The 26,913-nt window shown below is 71.2% G+C and carries 27 protein-coding genes; 7 read left to right on the top strand and 20 right to left on the bottom strand.

Translation table 11 applies throughout. From position 1 onward, the window contains the following. The first annotated feature begins 64 nt into the window (after window positions 1-64). The 3 genes from B0I28_RS21030 to B0I28_RS21020 are packed head-to-tail and all read left to right on the top strand — an operon-like array spanning window position 65 to window position 2,206. On the top strand, window positions 65-460 hold the full coding sequence (locus B0I28_RS21030; protein ID WP_106365825.1) for a VOC family protein: 396 nt from the start codon (window positions 65-67) through the stop codon (window positions 458-460). Next, on the top strand, window positions 457-1,014 hold the full coding sequence (locus B0I28_RS21025; RefSeq protein ID WP_106365824.1) for a YdeI/OmpD-associated family protein: 558 nt from the start codon (window positions 457-459) through the stop codon (window positions 1,012-1,014). Before B0I28_RS21030 ends, B0I28_RS21025 begins: the two co-directional genes overlap by 4 nt. A gap of 37 nt (window positions 1,015-1,051) precedes the next feature. After that, on the top strand, window positions 1,052-2,206 hold the full coding sequence (locus B0I28_RS21020) for an aminotransferase class I/II-fold pyridoxal phosphate-dependent enzyme (protein ID WP_106365823.1): 1,155 nt from the start codon (window positions 1,052-1,054) through the stop codon (window positions 2,204-2,206). On the opposite strand, the gene B0I28_RS21015 is transcribed toward B0I28_RS21020, so the two are convergent. Then, window positions 2,199-3,557: an Hsp70 family protein gene (locus tag B0I28_RS21015; RefSeq protein ID WP_106365822.1), complete on the bottom strand. Its 1,359-nt coding sequence runs from the start codon at window positions 3,555-3,557 to the stop codon at window positions 2,199-2,201. The genes B0I28_RS21020 and B0I28_RS21015 overlap by 8 nt on opposite strands. Before the next feature lie 397 nt (window positions 3,558-3,954). On the opposite strand from B0I28_RS21015, the gene B0I28_RS21010 reads away from it, so the two are divergent. Further along, window positions 3,955-4,296 carry an RNA polymerase-binding protein RbpA gene (locus B0I28_RS21010; protein ID WP_091028371.1) on the top strand — a complete coding sequence of 114 codons (342 nt, stop codon included), beginning with the start codon at window positions 3,955-3,957 and terminating at the stop codon, window positions 4,294-4,296. 11 nt (window positions 4,297-4,307) lie between these two features. Here the strand turns inward: B0I28_RS21010 and B0I28_RS21005 are convergent, their stop codons facing one another. From B0I28_RS21005 to B0I28_RS20975, 7 genes are all read right to left on the bottom strand, one after another. After that, window positions 4,308-4,832, bottom strand: coding sequence for an FxsA family protein (locus tag B0I28_RS21005; protein WP_181245884.1), 525 nt, complete (start codon window positions 4,830-4,832; stop codon window positions 4,308-4,310). Beyond that, the gene (locus B0I28_RS21000; protein ID WP_106365820.1) at window positions 4,829-5,620 is read right to left on the bottom strand and encodes a polyprenol monophosphomannose synthase; all 792 of its coding nucleotides are present in this window, start codon (window positions 5,618-5,620) and stop codon (window positions 4,829-4,831) included. Before B0I28_RS21000 ends, B0I28_RS21005 begins: the two co-directional genes overlap by 4 nt. Window positions 5,621-5,632: 12 nt before the next feature. After that, window positions 5,633-7,291 (bottom strand): apolipoprotein N-acyltransferase, encoded by a 1,659-nt coding sequence (gene lnt, locus B0I28_RS20995; RefSeq protein WP_245889065.1) that lies wholly within the window; start codon window positions 7,289-7,291, stop codon window positions 5,633-5,635. Between the two features lie 539 nt (window positions 7,292-7,830). Further along, window positions 7,831-9,390 (bottom strand): amidohydrolase, encoded by a 1,560-nt coding sequence (locus tag B0I28_RS20990; protein WP_106365819.1) that lies wholly within the window; start codon window positions 9,388-9,390, stop codon window positions 7,831-7,833. Window positions 9,391-9,403: 13 nt separating this feature from the next. Next, window positions 9,404-10,150 (bottom strand): amino acid ABC transporter ATP-binding protein, encoded by a 747-nt coding sequence (locus B0I28_RS20985; RefSeq protein ID WP_106365818.1) that lies wholly within the window; start codon window positions 10,148-10,150, stop codon window positions 9,404-9,406. Then, window positions 10,147-10,929, bottom strand: coding sequence for an ABC transporter permease subunit (locus B0I28_RS20980; RefSeq protein WP_106366023.1), 783 nt, complete (start codon window positions 10,927-10,929; stop codon window positions 10,147-10,149). Before B0I28_RS20980 ends, B0I28_RS20985 begins: the two co-directional genes overlap by 4 nt. Before the next feature lie 41 nt (window positions 10,930-10,970). Continuing rightward, on the bottom strand, window positions 10,971-11,756 hold the full coding sequence (locus B0I28_RS20975) for a transporter substrate-binding domain-containing protein (protein ID WP_106365817.1): 786 nt from the start codon (window positions 11,754-11,756) through the stop codon (window positions 10,971-10,973). Window positions 11,757-11,911: 155 nt separating this feature from the next. Here B0I28_RS20975 and B0I28_RS20970 point away from each other — a divergent pair, with 155 nt between their 5' ends. Then, entirely contained in the window at window positions 11,912-12,817 is a 906-nt protein-coding gene (locus tag B0I28_RS20970) for a 5'-3' exonuclease (RefSeq protein ID WP_219926906.1), read from the top strand. A 104-nt stretch (window positions 12,818-12,921) separates the two neighbouring features. On the opposite strand, the gene B0I28_RS20965 is transcribed toward B0I28_RS20970, so the two are convergent. Then, on the bottom strand, window positions 12,922-15,648 hold the full coding sequence (locus tag B0I28_RS20965; protein WP_106365816.1) for a DEAD/DEAH box helicase: 2,727 nt from the start codon (window positions 15,646-15,648) through the stop codon (window positions 12,922-12,924). Here B0I28_RS20965 and B0I28_RS20960 point away from each other — a divergent pair. After that, window positions 15,647-16,486: an HAD family hydrolase gene (locus tag B0I28_RS20960; protein ID WP_106365815.1), complete on the top strand. Its 840-nt coding sequence runs from the start codon at window positions 15,647-15,649 to the stop codon at window positions 16,484-16,486. The genes B0I28_RS20965 and B0I28_RS20960 overlap by 2 nt on opposite strands. Window positions 16,487-16,564: 78 nt before the next feature. Here B0I28_RS20960 and tatC read toward each other — a convergent pair whose 3' ends face one another. From tatC to B0I28_RS20935, 5 genes are all read right to left on the bottom strand, one after another. Then, window positions 16,565-17,542, bottom strand: a complete 978-nt coding sequence (gene tatC / locus B0I28_RS20955; RefSeq protein ID WP_106365814.1) for a twin-arginine translocase subunit TatC — start codon at window positions 17,540-17,542, stop codon at window positions 16,565-16,567. 22 nt (window positions 17,543-17,564) lie between these two features. Further along, complete coding sequence (tatA, locus tag B0I28_RS20950) at window positions 17,565-17,843, bottom strand: Sec-independent protein translocase subunit TatA (protein WP_106365813.1); 279 nt, start codon at window positions 17,841-17,843, stop codon at window positions 17,565-17,567. A gap of 228 nt (window positions 17,844-18,071) precedes the next feature. Further along, entirely contained in the window at window positions 18,072-18,281 is a 210-nt protein-coding gene (locus B0I28_RS20945) for a hypothetical protein (RefSeq protein ID WP_106365812.1), read from the bottom strand. Between the two features lie 30 nt (window positions 18,282-18,311). After that, window positions 18,312-19,247: a helix-turn-helix transcriptional regulator gene (locus B0I28_RS20940; RefSeq protein ID WP_106365811.1), complete on the bottom strand. Its 936-nt coding sequence runs from the start codon at window positions 19,245-19,247 to the stop codon at window positions 18,312-18,314. Then, on the bottom strand, window positions 19,247-20,227 hold the full coding sequence (locus B0I28_RS20935) for a helix-turn-helix transcriptional regulator (RefSeq protein WP_106365810.1): 981 nt from the start codon (window positions 20,225-20,227) through the stop codon (window positions 19,247-19,249). The genes B0I28_RS20940 and B0I28_RS20935 overlap by 1 nt, the downstream gene beginning before the upstream one ends. A gap of 121 nt (window positions 20,228-20,348) precedes the next feature. On the opposite strand from B0I28_RS20935, the gene B0I28_RS20930 reads away from it, so the two are divergent. After that, the gene (locus B0I28_RS20930) at window positions 20,349-21,437 is read left to right on the top strand and encodes a DUF3866 family protein (protein ID WP_106365809.1); all 1,089 of its coding nucleotides are present in this window, start codon (window positions 20,349-20,351) and stop codon (window positions 21,435-21,437) included. Here the strand turns inward: B0I28_RS20930 and B0I28_RS20925 are convergent. From B0I28_RS20925 to dop, 6 genes are all read right to left on the bottom strand, one after another. After that, window positions 21,434-21,679 carry a hypothetical protein gene (locus tag B0I28_RS20925; RefSeq protein WP_106365808.1) on the bottom strand — a complete coding sequence of 82 codons (246 nt, stop codon included), beginning with the start codon at window positions 21,677-21,679 and terminating at the stop codon, window positions 21,434-21,436. The genes B0I28_RS20930 and B0I28_RS20925 overlap by 4 nt on opposite strands. 10 nt (window positions 21,680-21,689) lie before the next feature. Then, window positions 21,690-23,048, bottom strand: a complete 1,359-nt coding sequence (pafA, locus tag B0I28_RS20920) for a Pup--protein ligase (RefSeq protein ID WP_106365807.1) — start codon at window positions 23,046-23,048, stop codon at window positions 21,690-21,692. A gap of 172 nt (window positions 23,049-23,220) precedes the next feature. Next, the gene (gene prcA / locus B0I28_RS20915) at window positions 23,221-24,024 is read right to left on the bottom strand and encodes a proteasome subunit alpha (protein ID WP_106365806.1); all 804 of its coding nucleotides are present in this window, start codon (window positions 24,022-24,024) and stop codon (window positions 23,221-23,223) included. Between the two features lie 15 nt (window positions 24,025-24,039). Then, complete coding sequence (prcB, locus tag B0I28_RS20910) at window positions 24,040-24,834, bottom strand: proteasome subunit beta (protein ID WP_106365805.1); 795 nt, start codon at window positions 24,832-24,834, stop codon at window positions 24,040-24,042. Between the two features lie 157 nt (window positions 24,835-24,991). Next, the gene (locus B0I28_RS20905) at window positions 24,992-25,207 is read right to left on the bottom strand and encodes a ubiquitin-like protein Pup (protein ID WP_106365804.1); all 216 of its coding nucleotides are present in this window, start codon (window positions 25,205-25,207) and stop codon (window positions 24,992-24,994) included. A 111-nt stretch (window positions 25,208-25,318) separates the two neighbouring features. Then, window positions 25,319-26,824, bottom strand: coding sequence for a depupylase/deamidase Dop (dop, locus tag B0I28_RS20900; RefSeq protein WP_106365803.1), 1,506 nt, complete (start codon window positions 26,822-26,824; stop codon window positions 25,319-25,321). Window positions 26,825-26,913 lie beyond the last annotated feature (89 nt).

The following is a 26,913-nucleotide window of genomic DNA, read 5'->3' as shown; positions in this document are numbered from 1 at the left end:
TTGCGGAAGCTGATCTTCCGCAATGGCCCATAGCGTGGGGTGCAACGACAACGAAGGAGCACCAATGCTGCGGGGATTCGCCACCATCACCTACTTCGCCGAGGACCTGGAGGCCGCGAAGGCCTGGTACGCCGAGCTGCTCGGCCTCGGGCCCTACTTCGAGGTCCCGGGCGGGTACGCCGAGTTCCGGATCGGCGACCACAGCCAGGAGCTGGGGATCATCGCCGGGGCCTGGGCGCCCCACGAGCCGCGGCCCGGCGGCGCCATCGCGTACTGGCACGTCGACGACCTCGACGCCGCGATCGAGCGGCTCACCGCCTTGGGCGCCAAGGAGTACGAGCCGCGGAAGGTCCGCGGGGAGGGCTTCGAGACCGCCTCGTTCACCGACCCGTTCGGGAACGTCCTCGGCGTCATGTTCAACCAGCACTACCTGGACGTCCTTGCGGGAGAGGCGAAGTGACGCCCCTGGAGTTCGCGGACCGCGCCGCGTGGGAGGACTGGCTCGAAGCGCACCACGCGGACGGGACCGAGGCGTGGCTGCGGATCGGCAAGCGCCGCACGGCCCTCGCGCTCGTCCGCATCGAGGAGGCGCTCGACGCGGCCCTGTGCTTCGGCTGGATCGACGGGCAGCGCAAGGCCCTCGACGCCGACTCGTTCCTCCAGCGGTACACCCCGCGGCGGCCCGCCAGCGCCTGGTCGCAGGTCAACCGCGCCAAGATCGAGGCGCTCACGGCCGCGGGCCGGATGCGCCCGGCGGGCCTCGCGCGGGTCGCGGAGGCGAAAGCCGACGGCCGGTGGGCGGCGGCGTACGAGCCGCAGTCCACGGCCGCCGTCCCGCCCGAGCTGACCGCGGCGCTCGACCCGGCCGCCGCGGCGGCGTTCGATGCGCTCCCCCGCAGCGAGCGGTACACGCTCATGCTCCCGCTGCTCCAGGCCCGCACCGCGGCCTCGCGGACGCGGATCGCGGCCCGCATCGCCGCATCGCTGGGGGCGGCGGCGCCGCGACGCGACTGAGCGGGAATGATGGCCGGGTCCGCTAAGGAGGCGCTTCATGGACCGCACGGGCCCGGCCGTACCCCAGACCACGATCTTCACCGTCATGTCGGCGCTGGCGCTGGAGCACCGCGCCGTGAACCTCGGGCAGGGCTTCCCCGACGAGTCGGGCCCCGCCCGCGTGATCGAGGCCGCGGCGGCCGCGATGCGGGAGGGCCGCAACCAGTACCCGCCGCTCGCGGGCGTGCCCGAGCTGCGCGAGGCGATCGCGGCGCACCAGCGGCACTGGTACGGGCTCGAACCGGATGTCGACGACGGGGTCGTGGTGACCGCGGGGGCCACGGAGGCCGTCGCGGCGGCGATGCTCGCGTTCGTGCGGCCCGGCGACGAGGTCGTGGCGATGGAACCGTTCTACGACTCGTACAAGGCGTCGGTGGAGCTGGCGGGCGGCACGATCGTGCCGTGGCGCCTGGAGGCCCCCGCGTTCCGTCCGGATCTGGTGCGGCTCAAGGAGATCGTCACGGACCGGACCCGGGTGCTGCTGCTGAACTCGCCGCACAACCCGACCGGGACGGTCCTCGACCGCGCCGAGCTGGAGGCCGTGGCGCGCGTCGCCGCAGAGCGGGACCTGCTGGTGGTCACCGACGAGGTGTACGAGCACCTGGTGTTCGACGGCCTCGCCCACGTGCCGTTCGCGTCGCTGCCGGGCATGTGGGAGCGGACGGTGAGCATCGGGTCGGCCGGGAAGACGTTCTCGGTGACGGGTTGGAAGATCGGCTGGGCGACCGGCCCCGCGGACCTGGTCGGCCGGCTCAAGGGCGTCAAGCAGTACCTGACGTTCGCGTCGGGCACGCCGTTCCAGTACGGGATCGCCGAAGCGCTCGCCTCGGGCCCGGAGTTCTACGAGGAGTACGTCGCCGACTATGCGGAGCGGCGCGACCTGCTCGCGTCGGGGCTCGCCGACCTCGGGTTCACCGTGCACCGCCCGCAGGGCACCTACTTCGTGACGGCCGGCGCCGCGCCGCTCGGGTACGCGGACGGCCTGGCGCTCTGCCTGGAGCTGCCCGAGCGGTGCGGGGTCGTGGCGATCCCCAACCAGGTGTTCTACGCGGACCCCGCGACGCCGCGGCCGGAGGTCCGCTTCACGTTCTGCAAGCCGCGGGAGGTCCTCGAAGAGGGCCTCAAGCGGCTGCGGGACGGCCTGCCTAGATGATCGTCGACAGGATCACGAAGAAGATGACGAACAGGATGATGACGGCCGCGCCGGTCACGAGGACGGCCGGCTCCTGCGTCAGCGGGCGCTTCGCGGGCTGCTGCTGGTAGACCGGCTGCGGCTGGGGCGCGGGCTGGTAGTTCGTCTGCGGCGGCAGCATCTGCGGCGGGGCCTGCGGGGCCTGCATCGACGGCGCCTGCATGGGCGGGCGCGGCACCGAGTGCCCGGCGGGCGAGACGGGCCCGCCGGAGGTCGGCCGGGTCAGCGGCTGCTGGTCGGTCGGGGCCGGGCCGGACGCGGCGCGCACGGCCCCTTCGACGACGACGGTCTCCGGCTGCTCGAACGTCTGCGGCGGCACGCCCAGCTTCGAGTGGATGAGCTGGGAGATCATCGGGATGCGCGAGGAGCCGCCGACGAGGAAGATCCCGACGAGGTCGGCGGGGTTCATGCGCGCGGCGCTGATGGCCCGCTGGAGGCAGTCCACGGTCCGCTCCAGCGGCGGGCGGGCGATGTCCTCGAACTCGGCGCGCGTCAGGTGCGCGTCGACTTCGAGCGCGGGCAGGTGGATGTCGGCGCTCGCGGTGCGCGAGAGCGTCTCCTTGGCGCCGCGCACGTCCTCGTAGAGCATGCGGCGGTAGCGGCGGTCGCGGTCGTCGGCCGGGCTCAGGAGCCGCTGCCAGTCGGCCGCGTGGGACGCGCCGTAGGTCTTGCCGAGGTGCTCGACGATCCCGTGGTCGAAGTCGAGGCCGCCGATGTCGCCGACGCCCTCTTCGGCGAGGACCTCGAAGCCGGTCTGGGTGCGGCGCACGACGGTGGCGTCGAACGTGCCGCCGCCGAGGTCGTAGATCGCGAGCGAGCGCCCGGGCGGGACGGCGGTGCCGAGCACCGACGTGAAGTAGGAGGCCGCGGCCACCGGCTCGGGGATGAGCTGGGGGGCGGGGAGCCCGGCGAGGCGCGCCGAGTCCACGAGGATCGCGCGGCGCCGCTCGCCCCAGCGGGCGGGGTGGGTGAGCCGGACCTGGCCGGGCATCTGGCCGGCCTGGCGCTGCGCCTCCAGGGCCACCTGCTGGAGCACGTACGCGAACACCTGCGGCACCGGGATCTCGGAGGTGCCGAGGAACAGCGAGCCGTCGTCGATGCGGCGCTTCGGGTTCGGCTCGAACCGCGCGGGGTCCATGCGGGCGTTGCGCTCGGCGTCGCGGCCGACGAGCATGCGGCCGTCGGAGTTGTAGTAGACGGCCGAGGGCAGGATCGGGGCACCGTCGAACAGCAGGGGGCGTACGCGTCCGTCGGCCGAGCGGAGCACGGCGACGGTGTTCGAGGTTCCGAAGTCGATTCCAAGCACGTGCATGTGAGAACTCCTTGTCTGGTGCACACCTTACTGTGCGCGTCCCCGCCGGATGCGACCCGTTCGAGTTCACCAGTCGCTCACGCACCGTTCGCACCGCATTCTTCCCGGTTGCGAGCGGCATCTCACGTGCTCGCCCGCGCGGATCGGGGCCCGTGTTGTGTCACACTTCAAGGGGACGCCCGTGGCGGCCGCGGCCGCGCCGGGCCACACTTGGGGGTCCGCGTCGGAACGGCTGCATCAGCGGACGGCGGTGCCGGGAAGGATCCGGCCAGGTCCCGGCGTTGTACGAAGCGAAAGCCCCCCGATTCGGCGTGATCGGCGGGGCGCGCAAGCAGCGGGGGCCGACCGGTCCGGCTGCGAGGGTCAGGGCAAGTGCTCAAAGGAAGTGCAGGGGAACATGGGCGACAGAATGCTGAGGGGCTCCCGTCTCGGCGCCGTCAGCTACGAATCGGACCGCAACACGGAGCTGGCGCCCCGCCAGACCCGTGATTACGTCTGCCCGCAGGGCCACCGCTTCGAGGTGCCCTTCGCAGTCGAAGCGGAGATCCCGCTCACGTGGGAGTGCCGCCTGGACGGGACGACGGCCAAGCTCGTCGACGGCGAGGAGCCGGAGACGAAGAAGGTCAAGCCGCCGCGTACCCACTGGGACATGCTGCTGGAGCGCCGTTCGATGGAGGAGCTCGAAGAGATCCTCGACGAGCGCCTTCAGGAGATGCGCGCCCGCCGCGGCGAGCGCTAAGTCAGCGAGGCTCACGGACCCTGGTCGATCGACCGGGGTCCGTTGTCGTACCGCTTGGGCTCGTCGTCCGGGAACGGCGTGTCCGCGTAGTCCCGCTCGTCGACCACCTCGCCGTCGATGACGTCCCCGCCGAAGCGCATCACGGGCGTGCGGGCCGCGATCCAGCGCCCCAGGCCCCGGAACAGGAACCGGGTCGGCGGGAACAGCAGGAGCAGGCCGATGAGGTCGGTGACGAAGCCCGGGATGATGAGGCAGAACGCGCCCGCGAGCGCGTACCCGTTGGGGAGTTCGCGGGACGGGTCGCCGCCGGAGTTCAGGTAGTCGCGGGCGGCCCGGAAGGACTTCGCGCCGACGTACTGGATGAGCGCGATCCCGAGGAAGGTCGTGCCGATGAAGATCATCAGGGTGTACGCGAAGCCGATGAGGTAGGCCAGCCCGAAGAAGGCGGCGGCCTCGGCGACGATCCACACCGCCAGCGCGAGCCTGACGGCGAACGGGGCCCGTTTGGGTGCCTGCGGCGGCTGCTGGTGCGTCACTCCTCGATTCTGCCACGCGTGAAGGCGCGCCGCAGTTGCCGTGCGCGGTGGGCGAACCCCCACACGGTGACGTTCCACAGGGCTTCGATCGTGATGGCGCCGTTCATCTTCGACGCCCCGGCGCGCCGCTCGGTGAACACGATCGGGATTTCGCTGATGGTAAAACCGGCCTTGACGGCCCGCCACGTGAGGTCGATCTGGAAGCAGTACCCCACGGAGTTGACGGTGTCGAGTTCGAGCTTCTGGAGCGCGTCGAGGCGGTAGGCGCGGTATCCGGCGGTGACGTCCTGGACGCGCAGGCCGAGCATCGCGCGCGTGTAGATCCCCGCGCAGCGGGAGAGCGCGAGCCGGTGGAGCGCCCAGTTGCGCACGGACCCGCCGGGGATGTACCGCGACCCGATGGAGAGTTCGGCGCCCTCTGCGATGGCGTCGAGGAGCCGCGGCAGGTCGGCGGGGTCGTGGGAGCCGTCGGCGTCCATCTCGACGACGACGCGGTAGCCGCGCTCGGCGGCCCACGCGAACGCGGCGAGGTAGGCGGCGCCGAGGCCCTGCTTCTCGGCCCGGTGGAGGACGTGGACTCGGGATTCGCGGTCGGCGATGGCGTCGGCGATCTCGCCGGTCCCGTCGGGCGAGCTGTCGTCGACGACGAGCACGTCGATGCCGGGGCAGCCGTCGAGGGCGGCCCGGACGGCGGACTCGATGTTGTCGCGCTCGTTGTACGTCGGGATCGCGACGACGGCCGGACCGGCATCGCTGCCGGGGGTGTTCCGGTCCGGGTTCTGGGACATGGCGTCGGCTTTCTAGACCTGGCCGCGGCGGTGCCGGATGTTGATGGCGATTGCGCAGGCCAGTGCCACCAGTGCCGCTCCGGTGAGGACCGCTTCAGGCAGGATACCCACTACAGCGGCGGGAGTCGAGGCGTCCGAGAGCGTCAGGTCCGACTGGATGACGGCGGCGGTGTTGAACTCCGTGGCCTGCGAGACCGCTCCGGTGTGGTCGGTGAACGCGGAGACGCCCACGGTGGAGGCCATGAGGCCGTCGCGGCCGTGCTCGATGGACCGGATCTGGACCATAGCGAGCTGCTGCTGCGCCTCGTTGGTGTCGAAGGTCGCGTTGTTGGTCTGCACGACCATGAGCTGCGCTCCGTTGAGGACGGAGTCGCGGGTCTCGGCGTCGAAGGCGATCTCGAAGCAGATGAGCCCGGTGATCTCCGCGCCGTCGACGGGGATCACGCCGTCGCTCTCCCCCGCTTCGAATCCGGCGACGCTGTCGAGGCCCTCGGACATGCGCGGGTCGATCCAGCCGGCGACGGTGGAGAAGAAGTCCTTGTAGGGCACGAGTTCGGCGAACGGCACCGGGTGGCGCTTGGAGTACATGTGGACGGGCCCGTCCTCGGGGTCCCACACGATGCTCATGTTGGAGACGGTGCCGTCGTCGTTGTGGACGATGCCGCCGAGGACGATCGGCGCGCCGATCGCGGCCGCGGCCAGGCTGATCTCGTCGTAGGCGTCCTGGTTCTCGATCGGGTCGATGTCGGAGGCGTTCTCGGGCCACACCACCAGGTCGGGCCGCTCGGCGCGGCCCTCGTTGACGGCGTCGGCGAGATCGAGGGTGGCCTGCACGTGGTTGTCGAGCACGGCGCGGCGCTGCTCGTTGAAGCCCAGGCCCAGGCGCGGGACGTTGCCCTGGACAACGGCGACGTTGACGGTCTCCCCCGCGGGCGCGGTGGTCCCGATCGGCAGCGCGAGCGGCGCGATGGTGGCGACGGCGGCCGCGGCGATGAACGCGGCGGCCTTGCGGAGCCCGCCGAGGCGGCGCGTCACGACCGCGTACCCCGCGACGAGGAAGAACCCGCCGGTGAGCGCCACGAGGAAGCTGAGGAGCGGCGCGCCGCCGAGCCAGGCGGCGGCCGCAGTGGGAGCGTCCGCCTGGCTGAACGCGAGGCGGGCCCAGGGGAAGCCGCCGAAGGGCTGGCGGTCGCGGAGCGCCTCCTGGGCGACCCAGGCGACGCCGGTGAGCGGGGCCCAGGTCCAGCGGTGGCGGTCGATGAGGCGCGAGCAGACGGCGAGCCCGGCGCCGAGGATGCCGGTGCCGAGCGCTTCGAGCGCGGACAGGAAGATCCAGGGCCACTGGCCGACCTGCGTTGAGGACCAGGCCAGGAGCGGCATGAAGAACGCCATGCCGTACACGAAGCCGACGCCGAGGCCGCCGCGCAGGCGCCTGCGGTGGACGGCCGCGCCGAACCCGGCGACCGAGACGGCCGCGAGCGGCCAGACCCCGTAGGGCGGGAACGCGAGGACGGCGAGGAGGCCGGAGGCGATCGCGAGGACGAGCGCGGCGGGGAGGCTCAGGTGGCGCCCGAGCGGCGAGTCGACCAGGAGGAGGCCGCGGCGGGCCTTGACGGGCTGCGGCGCGGGGGCGTCCTCCGAGGGAGGCGCGTCGCGGTCGTCGTCGATCACGGTGCTCAAGAAGGGCGCTCCTCGCTCGTGCGCTGGCCTGGGATGCGACCGGCGCGAGCGGAATTCGCGCCCGGTGGGGCTCTAGCGTACTGCGGACACGGCAAAGGGGCGTAGCTGTGTCCGGCTACGCCCCTCGCACGGGTTTCTCCCAGTCCCTGTACGGCCGGTGTCCCCTGCCGCGTTCACCGGTGATCTTCGGACCAACTCGCACCCGTCTGGCTGAGCGTCTACGAGCTGTTGTCTAGGGATCACCTGCATCCGCCGCGGGTCCACCACCGGCGACCGGCCCGCCTTCCTCCGCCGACCCCCGCGATCTGGACCTGGCCGCCGGTGACAGTGCGGCCGCGCTGTCACCTTGTCCAGTCTGCGTGGGAGCAAAGCAAGTCGAGTCGCCCCCGACGTTCGGCGGGCCACCGTTTCAGGTCGTCCGCCGAGGACCAGACCACCGTAAGCCAAACAGCGCCGAGGGCGTCGACCGGGTCGGAATTTTGGTCCAGCAATTTTTCTCGCGTCAGCACCGCCGCAAGCGCAGTGCCAGGTCAGGCGCGCGTGTACACGAGCGATCCTTCGGCGACCGTGAGGCGGCACTCCGGCTCGGGGGCATCGGGATCACTCAAGTCGGGGAGACCGGTCCCGGTGAGGTCCCACACTGTGAAGTTCGCTCGGGTGTTCGGGACGAGCGACCCGGAGTCGTCGATCCCCAGGGCCCTCCAGCCGCCTCTGGTGGCCGCCGCGAACGCCGCGGCCATCGGGAGCCGCGACACCGGGTTCCAGTGCCGCACGGCGGCCCTCACACCGCCCCACGGGTCCAGTGCGGTCACCGGCGAGTCCGATCCGAACGCCAGCGGCACGCCGACCCCGGCGAGCCGCGAGAGCGGGTTCGCCGCCAGCGCCCGGTCGCGCCCGAGCCGGGCCGCGTACATGCCGTCGGGGCCGCCCCAGGCGGCGTCGAACGCGGGCTGCACGGACGCGTGGACGCCGTGGTGGACCATCCGGGCGATGAGCTGCGCGTCCAGCAGCTCGGCGTGCTCGATGCGGTGGCGGGCGTGCCGCACGGCGTCGAGCCCGATCTCCGCTTCGACCCGGTCGAGGCCGTCCAGGACGGCCGCGATAGCGCCGTCCCCGATCGCGTGGAATGCGGCGGAAAGCCCGAAACGATGGGCATCGCGAAGATGAGCCGCAACGTCAGAGGCGGTCAGATACTGCGCCCCGAGGGTGTCCTCGTCGGCGTACGGAGTCCGCAGGAACGCCGTCCGGGCCCCCAGGGACCCGTCCGCGGAGAGGTCGCCGCCGCTGCCGTGGGCGCCGAGGTCGCGGGCCTTCTCGGTGGCCCGCAGCTCGCCCCACCAGCCGTAGACGGCGGGGTTCCCGGGCTCGCGGCCCAGCTTGACGAGACCCGAGAACTCGGCCTCGGTGAGCGGGTCGGCGTCGTTCGGGATCGCCATCTCGGCGATGGCGGCGATGCCGAGGCTCGCGGCATGGGTCAGCCCGGCCTGGGCGATGGCGAGGCGCTGGCTGAGCGGGACGGCCGCGTTCAGGGTGGCGCGGGCGGCGCGGTGGGCGGCGCGGGTGAGGAGCCCGGACGGGTCGTAGCCGTCGAGGGCGGCGAGCTCGGGGTGCTCGGCGAGGAGCCGGGGCGCGGCGACGCCGGTGTGGCCGCAGGTCCGCGACAGGTACGCGAGGCGGCCTCCGGCGGCCTTGCCGAGGGCCTCGGAGGTGAGCGGCGCGGGGTCGTCCCAGGCGGTCTCGTCCCAGCCGTGGGCGAGGACGATCCCGTCCGCGGGCAGGCTCGCGGCGAAGCTGTCGACGCGTTCGAGGACGACGGCCGCCGACGGCAGCCCGGCGAGGTGCAGGCCGATGAGTGCGGCCCCGGTGCCGGTGAGGTGGACGTGCGAGTCCACGAACGCCGGGGCCGCCAGGCCCCCTTCGAGGTCGACGGTGCGGCCGGCGGCGGGCGCATCCGTCTCGTCGCCGATCCAGGCGATCCTGTCGCCGTCGGTGAGCAGGGCGGTCGCGGCCGGGTGGGTCGGGCTCAGGACCCGCCCGCCGCGCCACAGTGTCCGTGCCGAGGTTCGCTCGGTGCTGTCGAGGAGGCTCATGCCCCCAATGATGTCAGTCCGCCGGGTGGAGGACGCGGTGGAGGAAGCTGCGCGCCCGCTCCGTCTGCGGGTTCGCGAGGACTTCCGAGGGCGGCCCCTGCTCGACGATGACGCCGCCGTCGAGGAACAGGACCCGGTCGGCGACCTCCCGCGCGAAGCCCATCTCGTGGGTGACCACGAGCATCGTCATCCCTTCGGCCGCAAGGCCCTTCATGACGGCGAGGACCTCGCCGACGATCTCGGGGTCGAGGGCGCTGGTGGGCTCGTCGAAGAGCATGAGCCGGGGTTTGACGGCCAGCGCGCGGGCGATGGCGACGCGCTGCTGCTGCCCGCCCGAGAGCTGCGCGGGCTTGGCCTTCTCCTTGCCTTCGATGCCGACCTCGGCGAGCAGGCGCCGCGCCGTCTCGACCGCTTCGGCCTTGGGGGTCTTGCAGACGCGCCGCTGGGGAATGACGAGGTTGTCGAGGATCGTCATGTGGCTGAACAGGTTGAACTGCTGGAACACCATGCCGATGTCGCGGCGGGCGAGGTCCAGGTCCGCGTCGGGCCCGGTCATGTCGTGACCGGCGGCCTCGATGGTCCCTTCGGTCGGCTCTTCCAGGAGGTTGACGCAGCGGAGCAGCGTGGACTTGCCGGACCCGGAGGGCCCGATGAGGCACACGACCTCCCCCTCGTTGATCTCCAGGTCGATGCCGCGCAGGACCTCGTTGTCGCCGAAGCGCTTGTGCAGTCCTTCGACCTTGACGATGGGCGCGTTCACCGGTGGTCCTCCCGGTTCTCAAGGCGGCGGGCCAGGAGGCCCAGCGGGATCGTCAGCAGGAGGTAGAGCAGGCCGCCGACGAGCAGCGGGGTGGCGTTGGCGGTGTCGGTGAGCTCGTTGCGGGCGAACTTCGACAGCTCCATGGTTGCGGTGGTGACGCCGAGGACGAACACGAGCGAGGAGTCCTTGGTGAGCATGACGAGCTCGTTCGTCAGCGGCGGCACCACGATCCGCAGCGCCTGCGGGAGCACGACGGTGACCATGGTGCGGGTGCGGCTCATGCCGAGCGACCTGGCGGCCTCCACCTGGCCCTTGGGGACGGCCTGGATGCCGGCGCGCACCGATTCGGCGATGTACGCGGAGGAGGTGAGGCCCAGGCCGATGGCGACCTGCCCGTAGACGCCGCCGGGGTACTGGATGCCCGGGAACGCCTGCGGGACGCCGAAGCCGACGAGGAACAGCACGAGCAGCGCGGGCAGGCCGCGGAAGACCTCGACGTACACGGTCGCGAACCAGCGGTAGGGCGCGAACTCGGAGACGCGCATGAGCGCGATCGGCACGCCGACGACCATGCCGAAGGCGAACGCGAGCAGCGTGTAGACGATCGTGTTCCAGAACGAGGTCCACACCTCGGGGAACATGTCCGCGGCGATGTCGAACTGGAAGAACGACTCGGCGATGCGGCCCCAGTCGGCGACGGCGGCGAGCACCGCCACGACGGCGACGATGACGGCGTACTGGACGCCGCGGGCGAGGCGGCGCCGCTGCCGGGCCGTCATGCGGCTCCGGGCGGGCGCGGCGTCGGTGGTGGCGGCGTCCACTACTGGTCGAGGTCCCCGGTGTAGGGCTCGCCGATCCACTTCTCGTACAGCTCGGCGTAGGTGCCGTCGGCGAAGATCTCGTCGAGCATGGTGTTGACCTCGTCGAGCAGCTCGGTGTCGTCCTTCTGGACGGCGAAGCCGTAGTGCTCGGCGGTCTCGATGGTCTGCACCAGCTGGAGGTCGCTGGCGGTCTCGATCATCTCGTTCCAGGTGGCGAGGTCGGCGATGGAGGCCCCGACGGCCCCGGTCGAGAGCGCGGACGCGATGTCGCCCATGGACTCGAAGGCCCGCACCTCGAAGCCGTACTGCTCGGCGTTGTCGTTCGCGTACGCCTCGCCGGTGGAGCCGGACTGGACGGCGACCTGGAGCCCGGAGAGGTCGTCGAGGCTCGCGACCGCGGAGCCGGTCGGCACGACGAGCGCCTGGTCCGCGCGGTAGTAGGCCTGGGACATGCCCATGGCGTCCTGCCGCTCCTCGGTGATCGAGAGCCCGGCGGCGGCGATGTCGCAGGTCCCGGCGTTGAGGGCCTCGCCGGAGCTGATGGACTCGAAGCTGATCTCGACCACTTCGACGGTCTGGTCGAGGCGGTCGGCGAGCCGGTTCATGAGGTCCATGTCGAAGCCCACGTACTCGTCGCCGTCCTTGTACTCGAACGGCGCGAAGGGGACGTTCGTGCAGACGGTGAGCGTGGAGTCGTCGTCCGATCCGGACGTGCAAGCGGCTGCGGCGAGCCCGGTCCCGATCAGGGCCAGGGCTGCCGCGGCGCGGCGGGTGTGCTTGTTCACCTGAAGGCTCCTATGCGTTTGCGGATTCGCCGATCATTCCGGTCGGATGCACCCATACTCATGCCACCTGGTCCGCAATGTGGCAGGTTTCGCAGTTCGGACCGGCCGAATCGCCGTTGGCGCGCGCTGTCGTCCCGCCGTGAGAGAGTGGTCCGATGCTGATGCTCATCGACGCCGCGTCCCTGTGGTACCGCGCCTACTACGGGCTCCCCTCCTCGATCAAGGCCCCCGACGGGCGGCGCTCTGGGGCGGTGCGGGGCTTCTTCGACGGCCTGGCGGTCCTCGCCCGCCGCTTCTCCCCCACCGGCATGGTCTGCTGCCTCGAAGGCAACTGGCGCCCCGGCTGGCGCCTGGAGCAGCTCCCCGCCTACAAGGCCGAGCGGGCGAACCCCGACGGCTCCGAAGCCACCCCCGAGGGCCTCGACGACCAGGTCGCCGCCATCGAAGCGCTCCTCCCGGCCCTGGGCGTCGCCACCGCGACCCATCCCGAGTACGAGGCCGACGACGTCATCGCCACCCTCGCCGCCCGCACCGCCGAACCGGTCCTCGTCGTCACCGGCGACCGCGACCTCTTCCAACTCGTCGACGACGACCGCGCCCGCCACGTCGTCTACCTCGCCAAGGGCATCTCGAAAGCGGAACTGTTCGACGGCGAGGCGGTCGCCACGAAATTCGGCGTCGCCCCCAGCCACTACGTCGACTTCGCCGTCCTCCGCGGCGACCCCTCCGACGGCCTCCCCGGCGTCAAGGGCATCGGCGCAAAAACCGCCGTCTCCCTCGTCAACACCTTCGGCGGCATCTCCGGCATCCGCGCCGCCGCCGCCGACCCCGCCTCCGACCTCCCCGCCCGCCAGCGCGCCGCCATCACCGACGCCGCCGACTACCTCGACCGCGCCGTCAAGGTCTCCTCGGTCGTATCCGACGTCGAGGTCCCCCTCACCGACGCCGCCCTGCCCACCGCACCGAAAGACCCCGCCCTCGTCGAAGCCCTCGCAGCAGAATGGAACGTCACCTCAGCCCTCACCCGCTTCCAAGAGGCCATCTCCACACCCGCCACCTGACCTCCCCCACCCGGGGGACGGCCAAGCCGCAAACTGTCGGCCCCCGCAGGCACGCTTGCAAGCGGGGGCGACATTGAACGCGAGCAGGGCTCGCTTCCCTGGTCCTACACGTCGGCGACCACGCCGCGGCGGATCGCGTCCACCGCGTCGAACGCCGAATCGGCGAGCTTGTTCGAGGACTCCGTGCCGAGGAACCGCGCGGCGGTCCCCATCTGGTGCAGCAGGTCCGCGGTGCGGCGGGCCCAGCGGACGAAGTCGCCGCCGGGCATTGGCCACGGCCCGTCGGCCGCGGCGAGCGCCTTCGAGAGCTCCTCGCCGCTGGTCCACCGGTAGATCGGCCACGCCAGGCCCAGCTGCGGCCGCGAGATCAGCGACAGGCCGCGCTGGTTCTCGGTGCGCCGGATCGCCTCCCACCGCCGCACGGTCTTCGCCACATGCTCGGTGATCTGCCCCGGCACGGCCACGAAGAACTCGTCCTCCTCGAACCGCGACTCGTAGATCACCGTCGACGCCACCGCGGCCAGCGCCGCGGGTTCGAGCCCCTCCCAGATCCCGTCGCGCAGGCACTGCGCGACGAGCAGGTCGGTCTCCACGAACAGGTTCCGCAGCAGCCGCCCCGAATCCGTGACGGTCTCGCCTTCGAGGTACCCGAACTCGGTGAGCACCTCCCGCACGGCCGTGAACTGCCGCGCCAGCGAGTGCTCGCGCCGCTCGGACCGGCGCCGCAGCGCGTCCTCCTCGCGCTTGAGCCGCGACCAGCGGGACGCGTGCACGGTGTGCTGCCCGGCGTCGGGGCAGGTGCGGCACGGGTGGTTCTTGACCTCCTCGCGCAGGCGCGCGATCTCGGGGGTCTCGGCGGCCCCGCCGCGGCGCGTCGGCCGCGAACGGTCCCTTGTGGCCTCGCGCAGGCTCGCCGCGAGGTCGTTGCGCGAGCGCGGATCACGCCGGTCGAAGCGCTTGTCGACGCGGATCTTCGTCACGACCTCCAGGCCGCCGTCGAACGCGGAGGTCTCCAGCGTCCCGGCCCACCCGTCGGCCGTGAGCACCGCCCACCGCGGGTCGTGGTGCCGCGAGCCGCCGGTGGGCCGCAGGAACACCGCCCACCCGGCGCGCTTGCCGCGCGAGATCCACACGACGTCGCCGGCGCGCAGCTCCTCCAGGCGGGTGCGGGCCTCGTCGCGCAGGGCGCCCTTGCGGCGCTTCTGGTTCGCGCGCTCGGCCTGCGAGAGTTCATGCGTCAGTTCGAAGTACGCGAGGAAGTCGCCCTTGTGGCACTCGGCGCCCTTCGCGGCCTCAGCGGCGCGGCGCCCGAGCGACCGGGCCTGCTCGGCGATGTGGACGGCCTCGGCGTCCGATTGGAACTGCGCGAACGAGGACGCCAGGACCTCTTGCGCGCGTTCGACTCCGGCCGCGCCGATGAGGTTCACGGCCATGTTGTACGACGGCGCGAACGAGGAGTTCAGCGGATAGGTGCGCTTGGACGCGAGCCCCGCGAGCTCCTTGGGCCGCACGTCCTCGGCCCACACGGTCACCGCGTGCCCCTCGACGTCGATGCCGCGGCGCCCGGCGCGCCCGGTGAGCTGCGTGTACTGGCCGGGCGTGAGCATGACGTGGTCGGAGCCGTCGTACTTGATGAGCCGCTCCAGGACCACCGACCGGGCGGGCATGTTGATGCCCAGCGCGAGCGTCTCGGTGGCGAACACCGCCTTGAGCAGGCCGCGCTCGAACAGCTTCTCGACGACCTCCTTGAACACCGGCAGCAGCCCGGCGTGGTGCGCGGCGATCCCGGCCGCGAGGCCCGCGAGCCACCGGTCGAAGCCGACCGCGTCGAGGTCGGCGGGGTCGATGTGGGCGACCGACGCAGTCGCGTAGTCGACGATCTCATCGCGCTCGCGTCCGTCGGTGAGCCGGAGCCCGGCCCGCACGCATTCGTCTACGGCCGCATCGCATCCGGCGCGCGAGAAGATGAAGTAGATCGCGGGCAGCAGCGCGGCCTGGTCGAGCCGGGAGACGACCCGGCCGCGGTCCACATGGGGCCGTCCGCGGCGGCGACCGCCGCCCGCGCGCTCCCCGCGCTCGCGCATCCGCGCGTCCTTCTTCAGCAGCTCTTTGGAGACGTAGTCGGCGCCGGGCTCGAACAGGTCGAGCAGCGCGCCGCCGATCATCATGTGCTGCCACAGCGGGACCGGCCGCGTCTCGGAGACCACGACCTCGGTGGAGCCGCGCACGCTCTTGAGCCAGTCGCCGAACTCCTCCGCATTGGAGACCGTCGCCGACAGCGAGACGACCCGGACCTCCTGCGGGAGTTCGATGATGATCTCCTCCCACACCGCGCCGCGGAACCGGTCGGCGAGGTAGTGCACCTCGTCCATGACCACGTACCGCAGCCCCTGGAGGGTCGCCGAGCCCGCGTAGATCATGTTCCGCAGGACCTCGGTCGTCATCACGACGATCGGGGCCTCGCCGTTGACGACCGTGTCCCCGGTCAGGAGTCCGACGTTCTCAGCGCCGTGGGCCTCGACGAGGTCGTTGAACTTCTGGTTCGACAGCGCCTTGATCGGGGTCGTGTAGAAGCACTTCGCGCCCTCCGCGAGCGCGAGGTGGACCGCGAACTCCCCGACGACGGTCTTCCCGGCGCCGGTGGGCGCGCACACGAGGACGCCGTGCCCCGCTTCCAGGACGCGGCACGCCTGGACCTGGAAGTCGTCGAGTTCAAAGGAGTAGTCCCCCGCGAATGCCGCCAGCTGGGGCCACTGCCGACGCGCCTGGGAGGCGGCGTGGCGTTCGGCCGGGGAGCGGTCGTCGGCGTAAGGCACGTCGGCGTTAACCATGGTCCCAACACTAGTCTGCCGCCCCGACAAGAGCATCCCGGTAACGCGCCCGGCGCACCCGGCTGTGACGACGCCTACACGGCCGGGTATCGTCCCGGATGTGCACCGTGATTCCTCACCAGGAGACGACGATGCGGGACGCGGAGGGGTCGACGCGGTCCTGTTCGACTTCCACGGCACCTTGGCGCAGCTCGAACCCCTGACCAGGTCGGTCGCGCTGGCCGCGGACGCCTGCGGGAAGCAGCTCTCGCCGCTCGCGGTGACGGCGCTGGCCGACGCCATCGGCGCGCAGGGCTGGCTCGGTTCGGGCATGGAGCCGCGGGTGCGGCCGCACTTCGCCGAGGCGTGGGCGGAGCGGGACCTCGACGAGGACGCCCACCGCGAGGCGTTCACGGCCCTCGCGGCGCAGGCCCACGGCGTGTTCGACGGCCTCGCGGAGGCCCTCTACGACCGGCTCGCCTCCCCCGAGGGCTGGGTGGCGTTCGCCGACACGCTCGCGACCCTGGTGTCGCTCAAGGCCCAGGGCTACCCGATCGCGCTGGTGTCGAACATCGGCTTCGACGCGCGCCCGATCCTGCGGCGCCTGGGCATCGACCGGTTCATCGACGCGTGGGTGCTGTCCTACGAGGTCGGCTACTGCAAGCCGGACGAGAAGATCTTCTACTCCGCGTGCCATGCGCTGGACGTCGAGCCGGGCCGGGTGCTCATGGTCGGCGACACGATGGCCGACGCGGGCGCGGCCCGGGTCGGGGCGCGCTGCTACCTGCTGCCGCACGCCGAGGCGGGCCGGGCGGTGGGCCTGGACGCGGTCCTGCGCCTCGTCCGCGCGGGCTGCTAGGCGCTTCGGAGACAGCGGAAAGGCCCCGGGTCGAACCCGGGGCCTTTCGCTATCGCTCTACCTGCGTCCCAACCGGACTCAGGTGATGTCGTCGTAGCCGTCGACGCGCCTGCCGAGCCGGTTGCGCCGGTCGTTGTCGGCCGGGTAGTCCTCGTCGTCGAGGCCGCCAGCGCGGATCGAGGTCGCCGCGTCGACATCGCTGGAGGAACCGATGTCGCTGGCCTCCTCGTCGTCCCAGTTCTCCTCGTCGGTGATGCCCTTGCGCTTGTCGTTGAGGTGGGCGATGATCAGCGCGAGTCCATAGAGGAAGAGCATGCAGATCGCCAGCGCCGTCATGCCGAACGGGTCGGGCGTGGGCGTGAAGATCGCGGTGAAGATGAAGCTCACGACGACCACGATGCGCCACCAGCCGCGCATCCGCTTGGCCGTGACGATGCCCATGACGTTGAGCATCAGCATGATCAGCGGGAACTCGAAGCCGACGCCGAAGACCACCATCACCGTGAGGTAGAAGTTGATGTACTCCTCTAGGTTCAGGGCGATCGTGAACCCGGTGCCCTCTTGGAGCACCATGATGAACTGGATGCCGTGGCTGACCACGAAGTACGCGAGGGTCGCGCCGCCGAGGAACAGCGGCGCGGCGATCCCGATGAACGTGTAGGCGTACTTGCGCTCGTTGCGGTGCAGGCCGGGGGCGATGAACGCCCACAGCTGGTACAGCCAGATCGGCGAGGTCGCGACCAGGCCCATGTACAGCGACACCTTGAGGTACAGGGCGATGTGCGAGGCCGGCGAGTTCAACGTGAAGTTGCAGAGCACTTCCTCGCCCGACTCGACGTTCGTGCCCGACGTGTTGCAGTAGGGCTGCGCGAGGAACTCGATGGCCTGCTTGGAGAAGATCAGGCCCAGCGCGGTGCCGACCAGGATCACCAGGACCGCGATCATCAGGCGCGATCGCAGGTCCATGAGGTGCTCCATGAGCGTCATGGAGCCGTCGGCGGCGCGCTGGAACTTGGTCTGCCGTTTGCCCTTGCGGCGCGGTGGTTCGTCCGCCATGTCCGTAACGGTCGAATCCGGGTTAGCGGGTCTGCTTGCGGTCGACCGATTCGCCGTCGATCACGGACTCGTTGACCGGCTGCGGCGGCTCCAGCGGCTCGCGCGTGTGCTTGGGCTCGGCGCGGGTGTCGCCGTCCTCGTCCGGGTTGGTCCCGTCCTTCTTCATGGCCTCGGTCTCGGACTTGAGGATGCGCATGGAGCGACCCAGACCGCGGGCCATGTCCGGGAGCTTCCGGGAGCCGAACACCAGCAGGATGACAACGACGAGAATGATGATGTGCCAGGGCTTCAGTGCACCCATTGTTCGGTCCCTCCGGATATCTGTCGGTGACGATTACCATCGTATGCCTCGGTCGAGGCTGCCGCCACGGAGCCTGAGACCGGGTTCACCCCGTGGTCACCGTTGGTAGGCGCGGCTACGACGTCGTCGAGCCGGACAAGCATGACCGACGTTTGACACTTCCGTCAACACTGGAGCCTTCGGGATCGCCGATCTTTATCAGAATGTGGCGAGTGCGACCGGCCCGTGTCATTTCTCGGGCAGCGCGGCGGTCGTGCGCTGCACTTCCGCCATCGTCTCGTTCAAGCGTTCTTGCAGGTCCTGTACCTGGCCGGCGCGTTCTTGGACGCGGTCGAGCCCGGATTTGAGTTCGCTCAGGCCGCCGAGGAGGCGCCACGCCGCGACGGCGAGGAGCACGAGTCCGGCGAGTGCCAGCACGACCGATATCGCCCAGATCATCGGGACATTCTAAGCGGACGCGGGCCCGGCTCAGGCGGCCGGGGCGTAGCGGGCGAGCGCGGAGGCCGCGGTCTGGCGGACCGCGTCGCGCAGCTCGGCGGGGGCGACGACCTCGGCTTCGCCGCCGAGCCCGAGGACGAAGCGGCGGGCCCAGTCGAGGTCGCGCACGCGCATGACGACGCGGCGGCGCCCGTCGGGCTCCCCGGCGACCTCCTCGCACGGGTAGGAGTCCGAGACGCCCTTCGCGCCGGGCCCGAGCAGCAGCTCGATGCGCGGCAGCTCCGAGGCGAGGAACGCGGTCGGCGCGGGCTGGTTGGTGAGCCGCAGCGGCTCGGAGGGCTCGTCGAGCTCGCTGCACGCGTCGATCCGGTCGATGCGGAACTGGCGGATCTCCCCCGCGGTGCGGCACCAGGCCCGCAGGTAGGCGTGGCCTTCGGCGACGACGATCTCGATGGGGTCGACGACCCGCTCGGAGGTGGTGTCGCGGTGCGCGGAGTAGTAGGTGATGCGCGCGGCGTGCCCGGAGGCGACGAGCGCGGCGTACTTCTCCGCGGCCGGGTCGGTGACGGTGTCGCGGACGGTGACGTCGGCGGGCGCCTCCCCCGCGGCGGCGGCGAGCTTGTCGAGCGCGGAGGCGATGGCGGCGCGGTCGCCCACGCCGGGCGTGTCGGCGAGGACCCGCAGGGCCACCGACAGGGCGAGGGCCTCGTGGGCGGCGAGGCGCACGGGCCGGTCCATTCCGGCGGCGAACAGGACCCGCACGGCGTCGGCGTCGAACGCGATGTCGATGAGGTCGCCGGGCCCGTACCCGGGCAGGCCGCACATCCACAGCATCGTCAGGTCGGCCTGCACCTGCTCGACGTCCACCCCGAAGTCCGCGGCGATCTCGGACATCGGCACCCCTTCGGGGCGCGCGACCAGGTACGGGACGAGGTTGAGCAGCCGGGCCAGGCGGTTGGTCACCATCAGTGGTCCCCCTCTTCGGCCGCGAGCGCCTGGAGGCACGCGACGGTCTCCTTGACGAGCTCGGGCGGGTCGACGACGAGCACGTCGGGTCCGAACGACGCGAGCCACGCGGCCGTCGGCGCGGTCTCGGTGTACGAGAAGCACACCTGGTCGCCTTCGGGAGTGCGCGGCCCGATCTGGTCGGCGCGGCGGCGCACGCCCCAGGCCCGCTTCGGGCGGACCATGACCGTGGCGCGCACGGGCATGAGCCGGGACTCGGACTCGGAGGCGAACGCGAGCACGTCGACGTCCTCGGGGATCGTGTACGCGCCTTCGGGGCCGGTGAGCCGGACCTTCCCGCTGATGCGCGAGAGCCGGAAGCACCGCTGCGCGTCCCGGTCGAGGTCGAGCCCGGCGACGTACCAGCGGCCGCGCCAGGCCGCGCAGCCCCAGGGCTGGATGCGGCGCTGCTGCGCGGACTCGTCGCGCGAGCCCAGGTAGTCGAAGACGACGGCGCGGCGCACGGCGATCGCCTCGAAGAACGGCGACAGCGCCGCTTCGGCGCCGGGCAGGGACTTGACCGTGGCGGTCGCGGCGTGCGACTCGACGTCGATCCCGGCGGCGCGCAGCTTCAGGAGCGCCTCGGCGCTCCCGGACTGGAGCTCGGGCTGCTGCCACAGGCGCGCGGCGGCCGCGACGGCGGCGGCCTCGGCGTCGGTGAACTCGATCTGCGGCAGCTCGAAGTCCGAGCGCGCGATCCGGTAGCCGGGCTCGCCGTCGGCGAGGAAGTCGTTGCCGGACTGGAGCGGGATGCCGATGCGGCGCAGCTCGGCCTTGTCGCGCTCGAACTTGCGCTGGAACGCCTCGTGCGCCTTCTTGTCCTCGGGGTCGTGCTCGTATCCGGGCACGGTCCGGGCGATCCTGCCGGCGGTCTGGAAGCGCCGCGAGGACAGCAGGCAGAGCACCAGGTTCACCAGTCGTTCAGTGCGATCGTTGGACACCCGCCCAGCCTATGCCAGCGCCCTCGCGCGCCGCCATCACGCCCGGCCCCGCGGCGGCGCCGGCTTGCGGGCGGCACGGTCGGGCCCTCGGGCTCCGCGCCCGCTTTGATAGTGTCCGGGCGTGATCAGATGGCGATACGGGACCGTCTCGGGCGTGCGCGGCGGCTGGAACGGCTGCACCGAGCTGGAGGTCGACGTCGAGGCCCGCGAGGGCGAGGACGCGTTCTCGTGCCGGGGCCTCGCCTATGACGGCCTCGTCGGCGTCCCGGAGGTCGGCGACCGGGTCCTCCTCAACTGCAACGCCATCGCCAAGGGCCTCGGCACGGGCGGGTACGCGCTGGTCATCGCGGTCCCCGACCGGCTCCCCGCGGACGTCGACGTCCCCGGCCACATCGTCAAGGCCCGCTACACGCCGATGCAGGCGATGCGCCTGGCGGTCGACGAGGACGACTCGCCGCACCGCGCCGCAGTAGAGGCGTGCGACGACCTCGGCGGGATGCCGGTGGTGGTCGCGGACCTGCATTCGGCGCTCGCGCCGGTCCTGGCGGGGATCCACGCGACCGCGCCGGGCGCGAAGGTCGCGTACGTGATGACCGACGGCGGGGCGCTCCCGGCGTGGTTCTCGCGCCAGCTCGACCAGCTCTCTGACCGGATCTGCACGGTCGTCACCGCGGGCCAGTGCTTCGGCGGCGACCTGGAGGCCACGAACATCCACAACGCGCTCATCGCGGCCCGCGTCGTCGGCGGCGCCGACATCGCGATCGTCGCCCAGGGCCCGGGCAACCTCGGCACGGGCACCGTGTGGGGCTTCTCGGGCACTGCGGCGGGCGAGGCCGTGAACGCGGCGTCGGTCCTCGGCGGCCGCCCGGTCGCTTCCCTGCGGATCTCGGAGGGCGACGCCCGCGAACGCCACCGCGGCGTCTCCCACCACTCGATGACCGCCTACGGCAGGGTCGCCCTGGCCCCGGCCGACATCCCGGTCCCCGACGAGCTCCCCGCCGACCTCGAACCGAAGATCCGCGCCCAGCTCGCCACCCTCCCCGAGCGCCACCGCCAGATCGAGGTCGACTGCTCCGGCCTCGTCGAGGCCATGGAGTCCCTCCCGGTCAAGCTCTCCACGATGGGCCGCGGCCTCGACAAGGACCGCGTCTACTTCGTCGCCGAAGCCGCAGCGGGCCGCCACGCGGCCCACCTCGCCAAGCGCCGCTAGAGCACGAACAGCACCACGACCCACAGGCCGATCACGCCCGCCAGCGCGAGCGCCAGGACCCAGGTCGGAACCTTGTACTCGCCGCGGCGGTTGCGGGCGATCTCCTCGCGGATGCGGGCGGTGCGCCGCTCGTAGGCGGCCATGGGGTCGAGCGAGGAGAGCAGGCCGGACCGGCCGGCCTGCTCGCGCTCGTGGGGCCGCCGCTCGGCGGCCGTGTCGGTCTCAGGGGTCTCGGAGGACATGCCCCAATGCTCACATGCTGGCGATGAGCTTGTCCACGCGCTCGTCGCGCGAGCGGAACGGGTCCTTGCACAGGACGGTGCGCTGCGCCTGGTCGTTGAGCTTCAGGTGCACCCAGTCGACGGTGAAGTCGCGGCGCTTCTCCTGCGCCTTGCGGATGAACTCGCCGCGCAGGCGCGCGCGCGTGGTCTGCGGCGGCACCTCCTTGGCCTCGAACACCTCGACGTCCTGCGTGATCCTGTCGGCCTCGCCGCGCTTCTCCATCAGGTGGTGCAGGCCGCGCCCGCGCCGGATGTCGTGGTAGGCGAGGTCGAGCTGGGCGACGCGCGGGCTCGACAGCGGCAGGCCGCGCTTCTCGCGGTACCGCTCGATGAGCTTGTACTTCGCGACCCAGTCGATCTCGCGCGAGATCGTGTCGAGGTTGCCGTCCTCGACGGCCTGGAGCACGCGGCCCCACAGCTCGATGACGCGCTTGGTGGTCGCGTCGGCGCCGCGCTGGTCGACGAAGTCCATCGCCTTCTCCAGGTACTCGCGCTGGATGTCCAGTGCGGACGCCTCGCGTCCGCTCGCGAGGCGCACCAGGCGCTTCCCGGTCGTGTCGTGGCTGATCTCGCGGATGGCCCGGATCGGGTTCTCCAGGGTGAGGTCGCGCATGGTCACGCCGGTCTCGATCATCCGCAGCACCAGGTCGGCGGAGCCGATCTTGAGCATCGTGGTGATCTCGTTGATGTTCGAGTCGCCGACGATGACGTGGAGGCGGCGGTACCGCTCGGCGTCGGCGTGCGGCTCGTCGCGGGTGTTGATGATGGGGCGCGAGCGGGTGGTCGCGGAGGAGACGCCCTCCCAGATGTGCTCGGCGCGCTGCGACAGGCAGAAGCGCGCGCCCCGCGGGGTCTGGAGGACCTTGCCGGCGCCGCAGATGAGCTGGCGGGTGACGAGGAACGGGATGAGGACCTCGGCGAGGCGCCCGAACTCGCCGTGGCGGCTGACGAGGTAGTTCTCGTGGCAGCCGTAGGAGTTCCCGGCGGAGTCGGTGTTGTTCTTGAACAGGTAGATGTCCCCGGCGATGCCCTCGTCGTGGAGGCGCTTCTCCGCGTCGATCATGAGGCCTTCGAGGATGCGCTCGCCGGCCCGGTCGTGCTTGACCAGGTCCTCGACGGAGTCGCACTCGGGGGTGGCGTACTCGGGGTGGGAGCCCACGTCGAGGTAGAGGCGGGCGCCGTTGCGGAGGAACACGTTGGAGGAGCGGCCCCAGGAGACCACACGCCTGAAGAGGTATCGGGCCACTTCGTCCGGAGACAGGCGGCGCTGTCCCCTGAAGGTGCAAGTGACCCCGTATTCGGTCTCCAGTCCGAAAATGCGCCTGTCCATGTCGAAACCCTACCCCGATTCGGTTGAGGAGAACACCCCTCGCGGTCGAACGGTTTCGCTCCGCGACGGGCGTGTTGACGGTCTTGGCGGGGTCGCGGGGGCGCTGGCGCCCCCGCGACCGTCCACTTGCGTGCGGGAGTTTCGTTTTCCGTGAATGCGGCTCGGGCCGTTGCTATTCGCTCGGCTCGGGCCTTTCGCCCTTGTCGGGCGTGTCCGGCTCGGCGGCCGGGTCGTCGTCCCCGATGACGTCGTCGGGGTCGACCTCGGAGGGCTCGTCGTCGGCGCGCGGCATGAGCGCGTCGAGGGCGAGGCCCTCGATGCGCCGGAACGCGCGGCCGGGGCGGGCGCGTTCGAGGACGGCCACTTCGAGGACGTCGGTGGTCAGCTCGCGGCGGGTGCCGTTGCCGCCGTCAGAGGAGAGCGCCCGCAGCGCCAGCGCGAACGCGTCGGCGAGCGGGGCGTCGGCGTCGTGGCCTTCGGAGAGAACCTCGACGAGCTGCTCGGCGGCGCCGCCCATGGCGAGGTAGCCCGGCTCGTCGTTGATCGAGCCGTCGAAGGTGAGCCGGTAGAGCTCGTCGGCCTCGGGGGACGCCCCGACGCCGGCGACGCAGATCTCGACCTCGAAGGGCTTGGTCTGCTCCGAGAAGATCGCGCCGAGCGTCTGCGCGTAGGCCTTGGCGAGGCTGGCGGCGGTGACGTCGCGGCGGTCGTAGGAGTAGCCGCGCAGGTCGGCCATCCTCACGCCCGCGGTGCGGAGGTTCTCGAACTCGTTGTACTTGCCGACGGCGGCGAAGCCGATGCGGTCGTACAGCTCGTAGACCTTGTGGAGCGCCGAGGAGACGTTCTCGGCGACCAGGAGGACCCCGTCGGCGCACGAGAGCACGACGACGTTGCGGCCGCGGGAGATGTTCTTGCGGGCGAACTCGGCCCGGTCCCGCATGATCTGCTCGGGACTGGTGTAGAACTGCATGGCCATGTCAGGCTCCTCTCCTTATCCGTAGGGGTTCTCGGTGCGGGCCGCGATGACCGAGCGGGCCAGGTCGGCGACGACGGCGTCGTCGATGCGCCTGGAGCCTTCGGCGGTGGCGGACATGACCACGGGGTAGAGGTCGCGGATCGGGTCGGGTCCGCCGGTGGCGGAGTCGTCGTCCGCGGCGTCGTAGAGCGCCTCGACGGCGGCCTTGACGGCGTCCTCGGTGCTGAGGCCGCGCCGGTAGCGCTTCTTCAGCGAGCCCTTGGCGAAGATCGAGCCGGAGCCGATCGAGTCGTAGTCGCGTTCGGCGTAGACGCCGCCGACGACGTCGAAGCTGTAGATCTTCCCGGCTTCGGCGACGGAGGGCGCGTCGTTGTCGAACCCCGCGAACAGGGGGACGACGGCGAGGCCCTGCATGGCCATGCCGAGGTTGCCGCGCAGCATGGAGGCGAGGCGGTTCGCCTTGCCGTTCAAGGTGAGCGGTGCGCCTTCGAGCTTCTCGTAGTGTTCGAGTTCGACCTGGTAGAGCTTGATGAGCTCGATGCCGAGCCCGGCGGTGCCGGCCATGCCGACGAGCGAGTAGCCGTCGGCGGGGAAGACCTTCTCGATGTCGCGGCTGGCGATGTAGTTGCCGGACGTGGCTCGCCGGTCGCCGGCCATGACGACGCCTTCGGCGGTCTTGAGCGCGACGATCGTGGTCGCGTGGGCGCTCATCTCGGCGAAGTCGCCGGGGGGCAGGGGCCTGCGCCCCGGCAGCATTTCAGGCGCCGTCTGCATGAGGAACTCCGAGAAGGAGGAGGTTCCAGCCGTCATATACGCGTTGGGCAGTTTGCCTGGGAATCCTTGACCTGTCACGACATGACCTCCCTGATTCTCTATTCTTTTCGACGCTCGGCCGAGTTCCGACTGGACGGTGCCAGGCCCCGGTGCGCCTGTGCGTCACACCAGGTCCTGTCGACCGCAGGTGCGGCTACTGGCCGCCCTTCTGCACGAACGAGCGCACGAACTCCTCGGAGTTGGTCTCCAGGACCTCGTCGATCTCGTCGAGCAGGTCGTCGACTTCTTCGGTCATCGCCTCGTGGCGTTCGGCGATCTCGGGGTCTACAGCGGCCTCGGTGGTCTCGGCGTCTGCTTCCTGCCGTGACCGCTGCGACTGCGACTGCCCGCCGGAGTCCTTCGCTGCCATAGCTGTTCCCTTCTACCTCGACGGTGCATAAACCGTACCGCGAGAGTACGACAGCACGCCAGATACGACGCTGTACCGCTCTGTAATATTCCCGCGGCGGAGCGGTGTCGGCTAATCGGCGGTGATGACGTCGAGGAGGTCCTTCGCGGCCTCGCAGCGCTCGAACAGCTCTCCCACATGGGCTTTGGTGCCCTTTTCGGGCTCCATCATGGGCACTCGCACGAGCGAGTCGGCGCCGACGTCGAAGATGACGGAGTCCCAGGAGGCCGCGACGACCTCGGAGGGGTAGCGCGAGAGGCACCGGCCGCGGAAGAACGCGCGGGTGTCGGCGGGCGGCTCGGTCATCGCGTTGATGATCTCGGTGTCGGTGAGCAGCCGCTTCATCTTGCCGCGGGCGACGAGCCGGTGGTAGAGGCCCTTCTCGGGGCGCACGTCGTGGTACTGGAGGTCGATGGCCTGGAGCTTCGCGGCGCCCCAGTCGAGGTTCTCGCGCTGCCGGTACCGGTCGAGCAGGGAGAGCTTCGCGGGCCAGTCGAGCATGTCGGCCAGCTCCATGGGGTCGCGGGCCAGCGCGTCGAGGACGTACGCCCACAGGTCGAGGACCTCGCGGGTGTCGGGGTCGGCGTCGGCGCCGCAGTAGGCCTCGGCCTGCTCCAGGATGGACTGCTGGAGTTCGACCGCGGTGAGCCGCTTGCCGTTGCGCAGTTCGATCTTGTGCGTGAGCGTGGGGTCGTGGGACACGGCGCGGAGCTCGGCGACGGGCTCGGCGATGCCGAGGGAGCCGTCGAAGGCGCCCGATTCGATCATCGCGAGGACGATCGAGGCGGTGCCGGTCTTGAGGAACGTGGCGTGCTCGGCGAGGTTGGCGTCGCCGATGATGACGTGGAGGCGGCGGTACCGCTCGGCGTCGGCGTGCGGCTCGTCGCGGGTGTTGATGATGGGCCGCTTCAGGGTGGTCTCCAGGCCGACCTCGACTTCGAAGAAGTCGGCGCGCTGGGAGATCTGGTAGCGGTGCTCGGAGGCGTCCTGGCCGATGCCGATGCGCCCGGCGCCCGCGAAGACCTGGCGGGTGACCAGGAACGGCGTGAAGTGGGCGACGATGTCCGCGAAGGGCGTCTGGCGCGACATGAGGTAGTTCTCGTGCGCGCCGTAGGAGGCGCCCTTGTTGTCGGTGTTGTTCTTGTACAGGTTGATCGGGCCGATGCCGGGCGTGTGGGCGGCCCGGAGGGCGGCCTCGGCCATGGTCATCTCGCCGGCCTTGTCGAACAGCACGATCTCGCGGGGGTTGGTGACCTCGGGCGTGGAGTACTCGGGGTGCGCGTGGTCGACGTAGAGGCGCGCGCCGTTGGTGAGGATGACGTTGGCGAGCCCGGAGTCCTCGTCGGCGAGGTTCTCGGCGGGGTCGTAGAGGGCCCCGGTGTACGTGAAGCCGCGGGCGTCGCGCAGGGGGGTCTCCTCCTCGTAGTCCCACCTGGCCCGTCCGCCCTTGGACAGCTCGGGGCGGGCGGCGTAGGCGTTGACGATCTGCGAGGAGGTCACCATCGGGTTGGCCCCCGGCTGGCCCGGCACGGAGATCCCGTATTCGATCTCGGTGCCCATGATGCGGCGAACGGTCATGCCTTCGAGCCTAGTCCGTCCCGGCCCCTTTGCGCCCCCTCGGAGTGCGCTCGACTGGATTTCCGCGGACTCGATGTGCACGTTGTTCA

Origin of the sequence: Glycomyces artemisiae (assembly GCF_003002955.1) — a bacterium.
In the GTDB taxonomy this organism is placed as follows: domain Bacteria; phylum Actinomycetota; class Actinomycetes; order Mycobacteriales; family Micromonosporaceae; genus Glycomyces; species Glycomyces artemisiae.
Note: the sequence above shows the minus strand (reverse complement) of the source record. Positions and strands in the feature narration are given on the sequence as shown.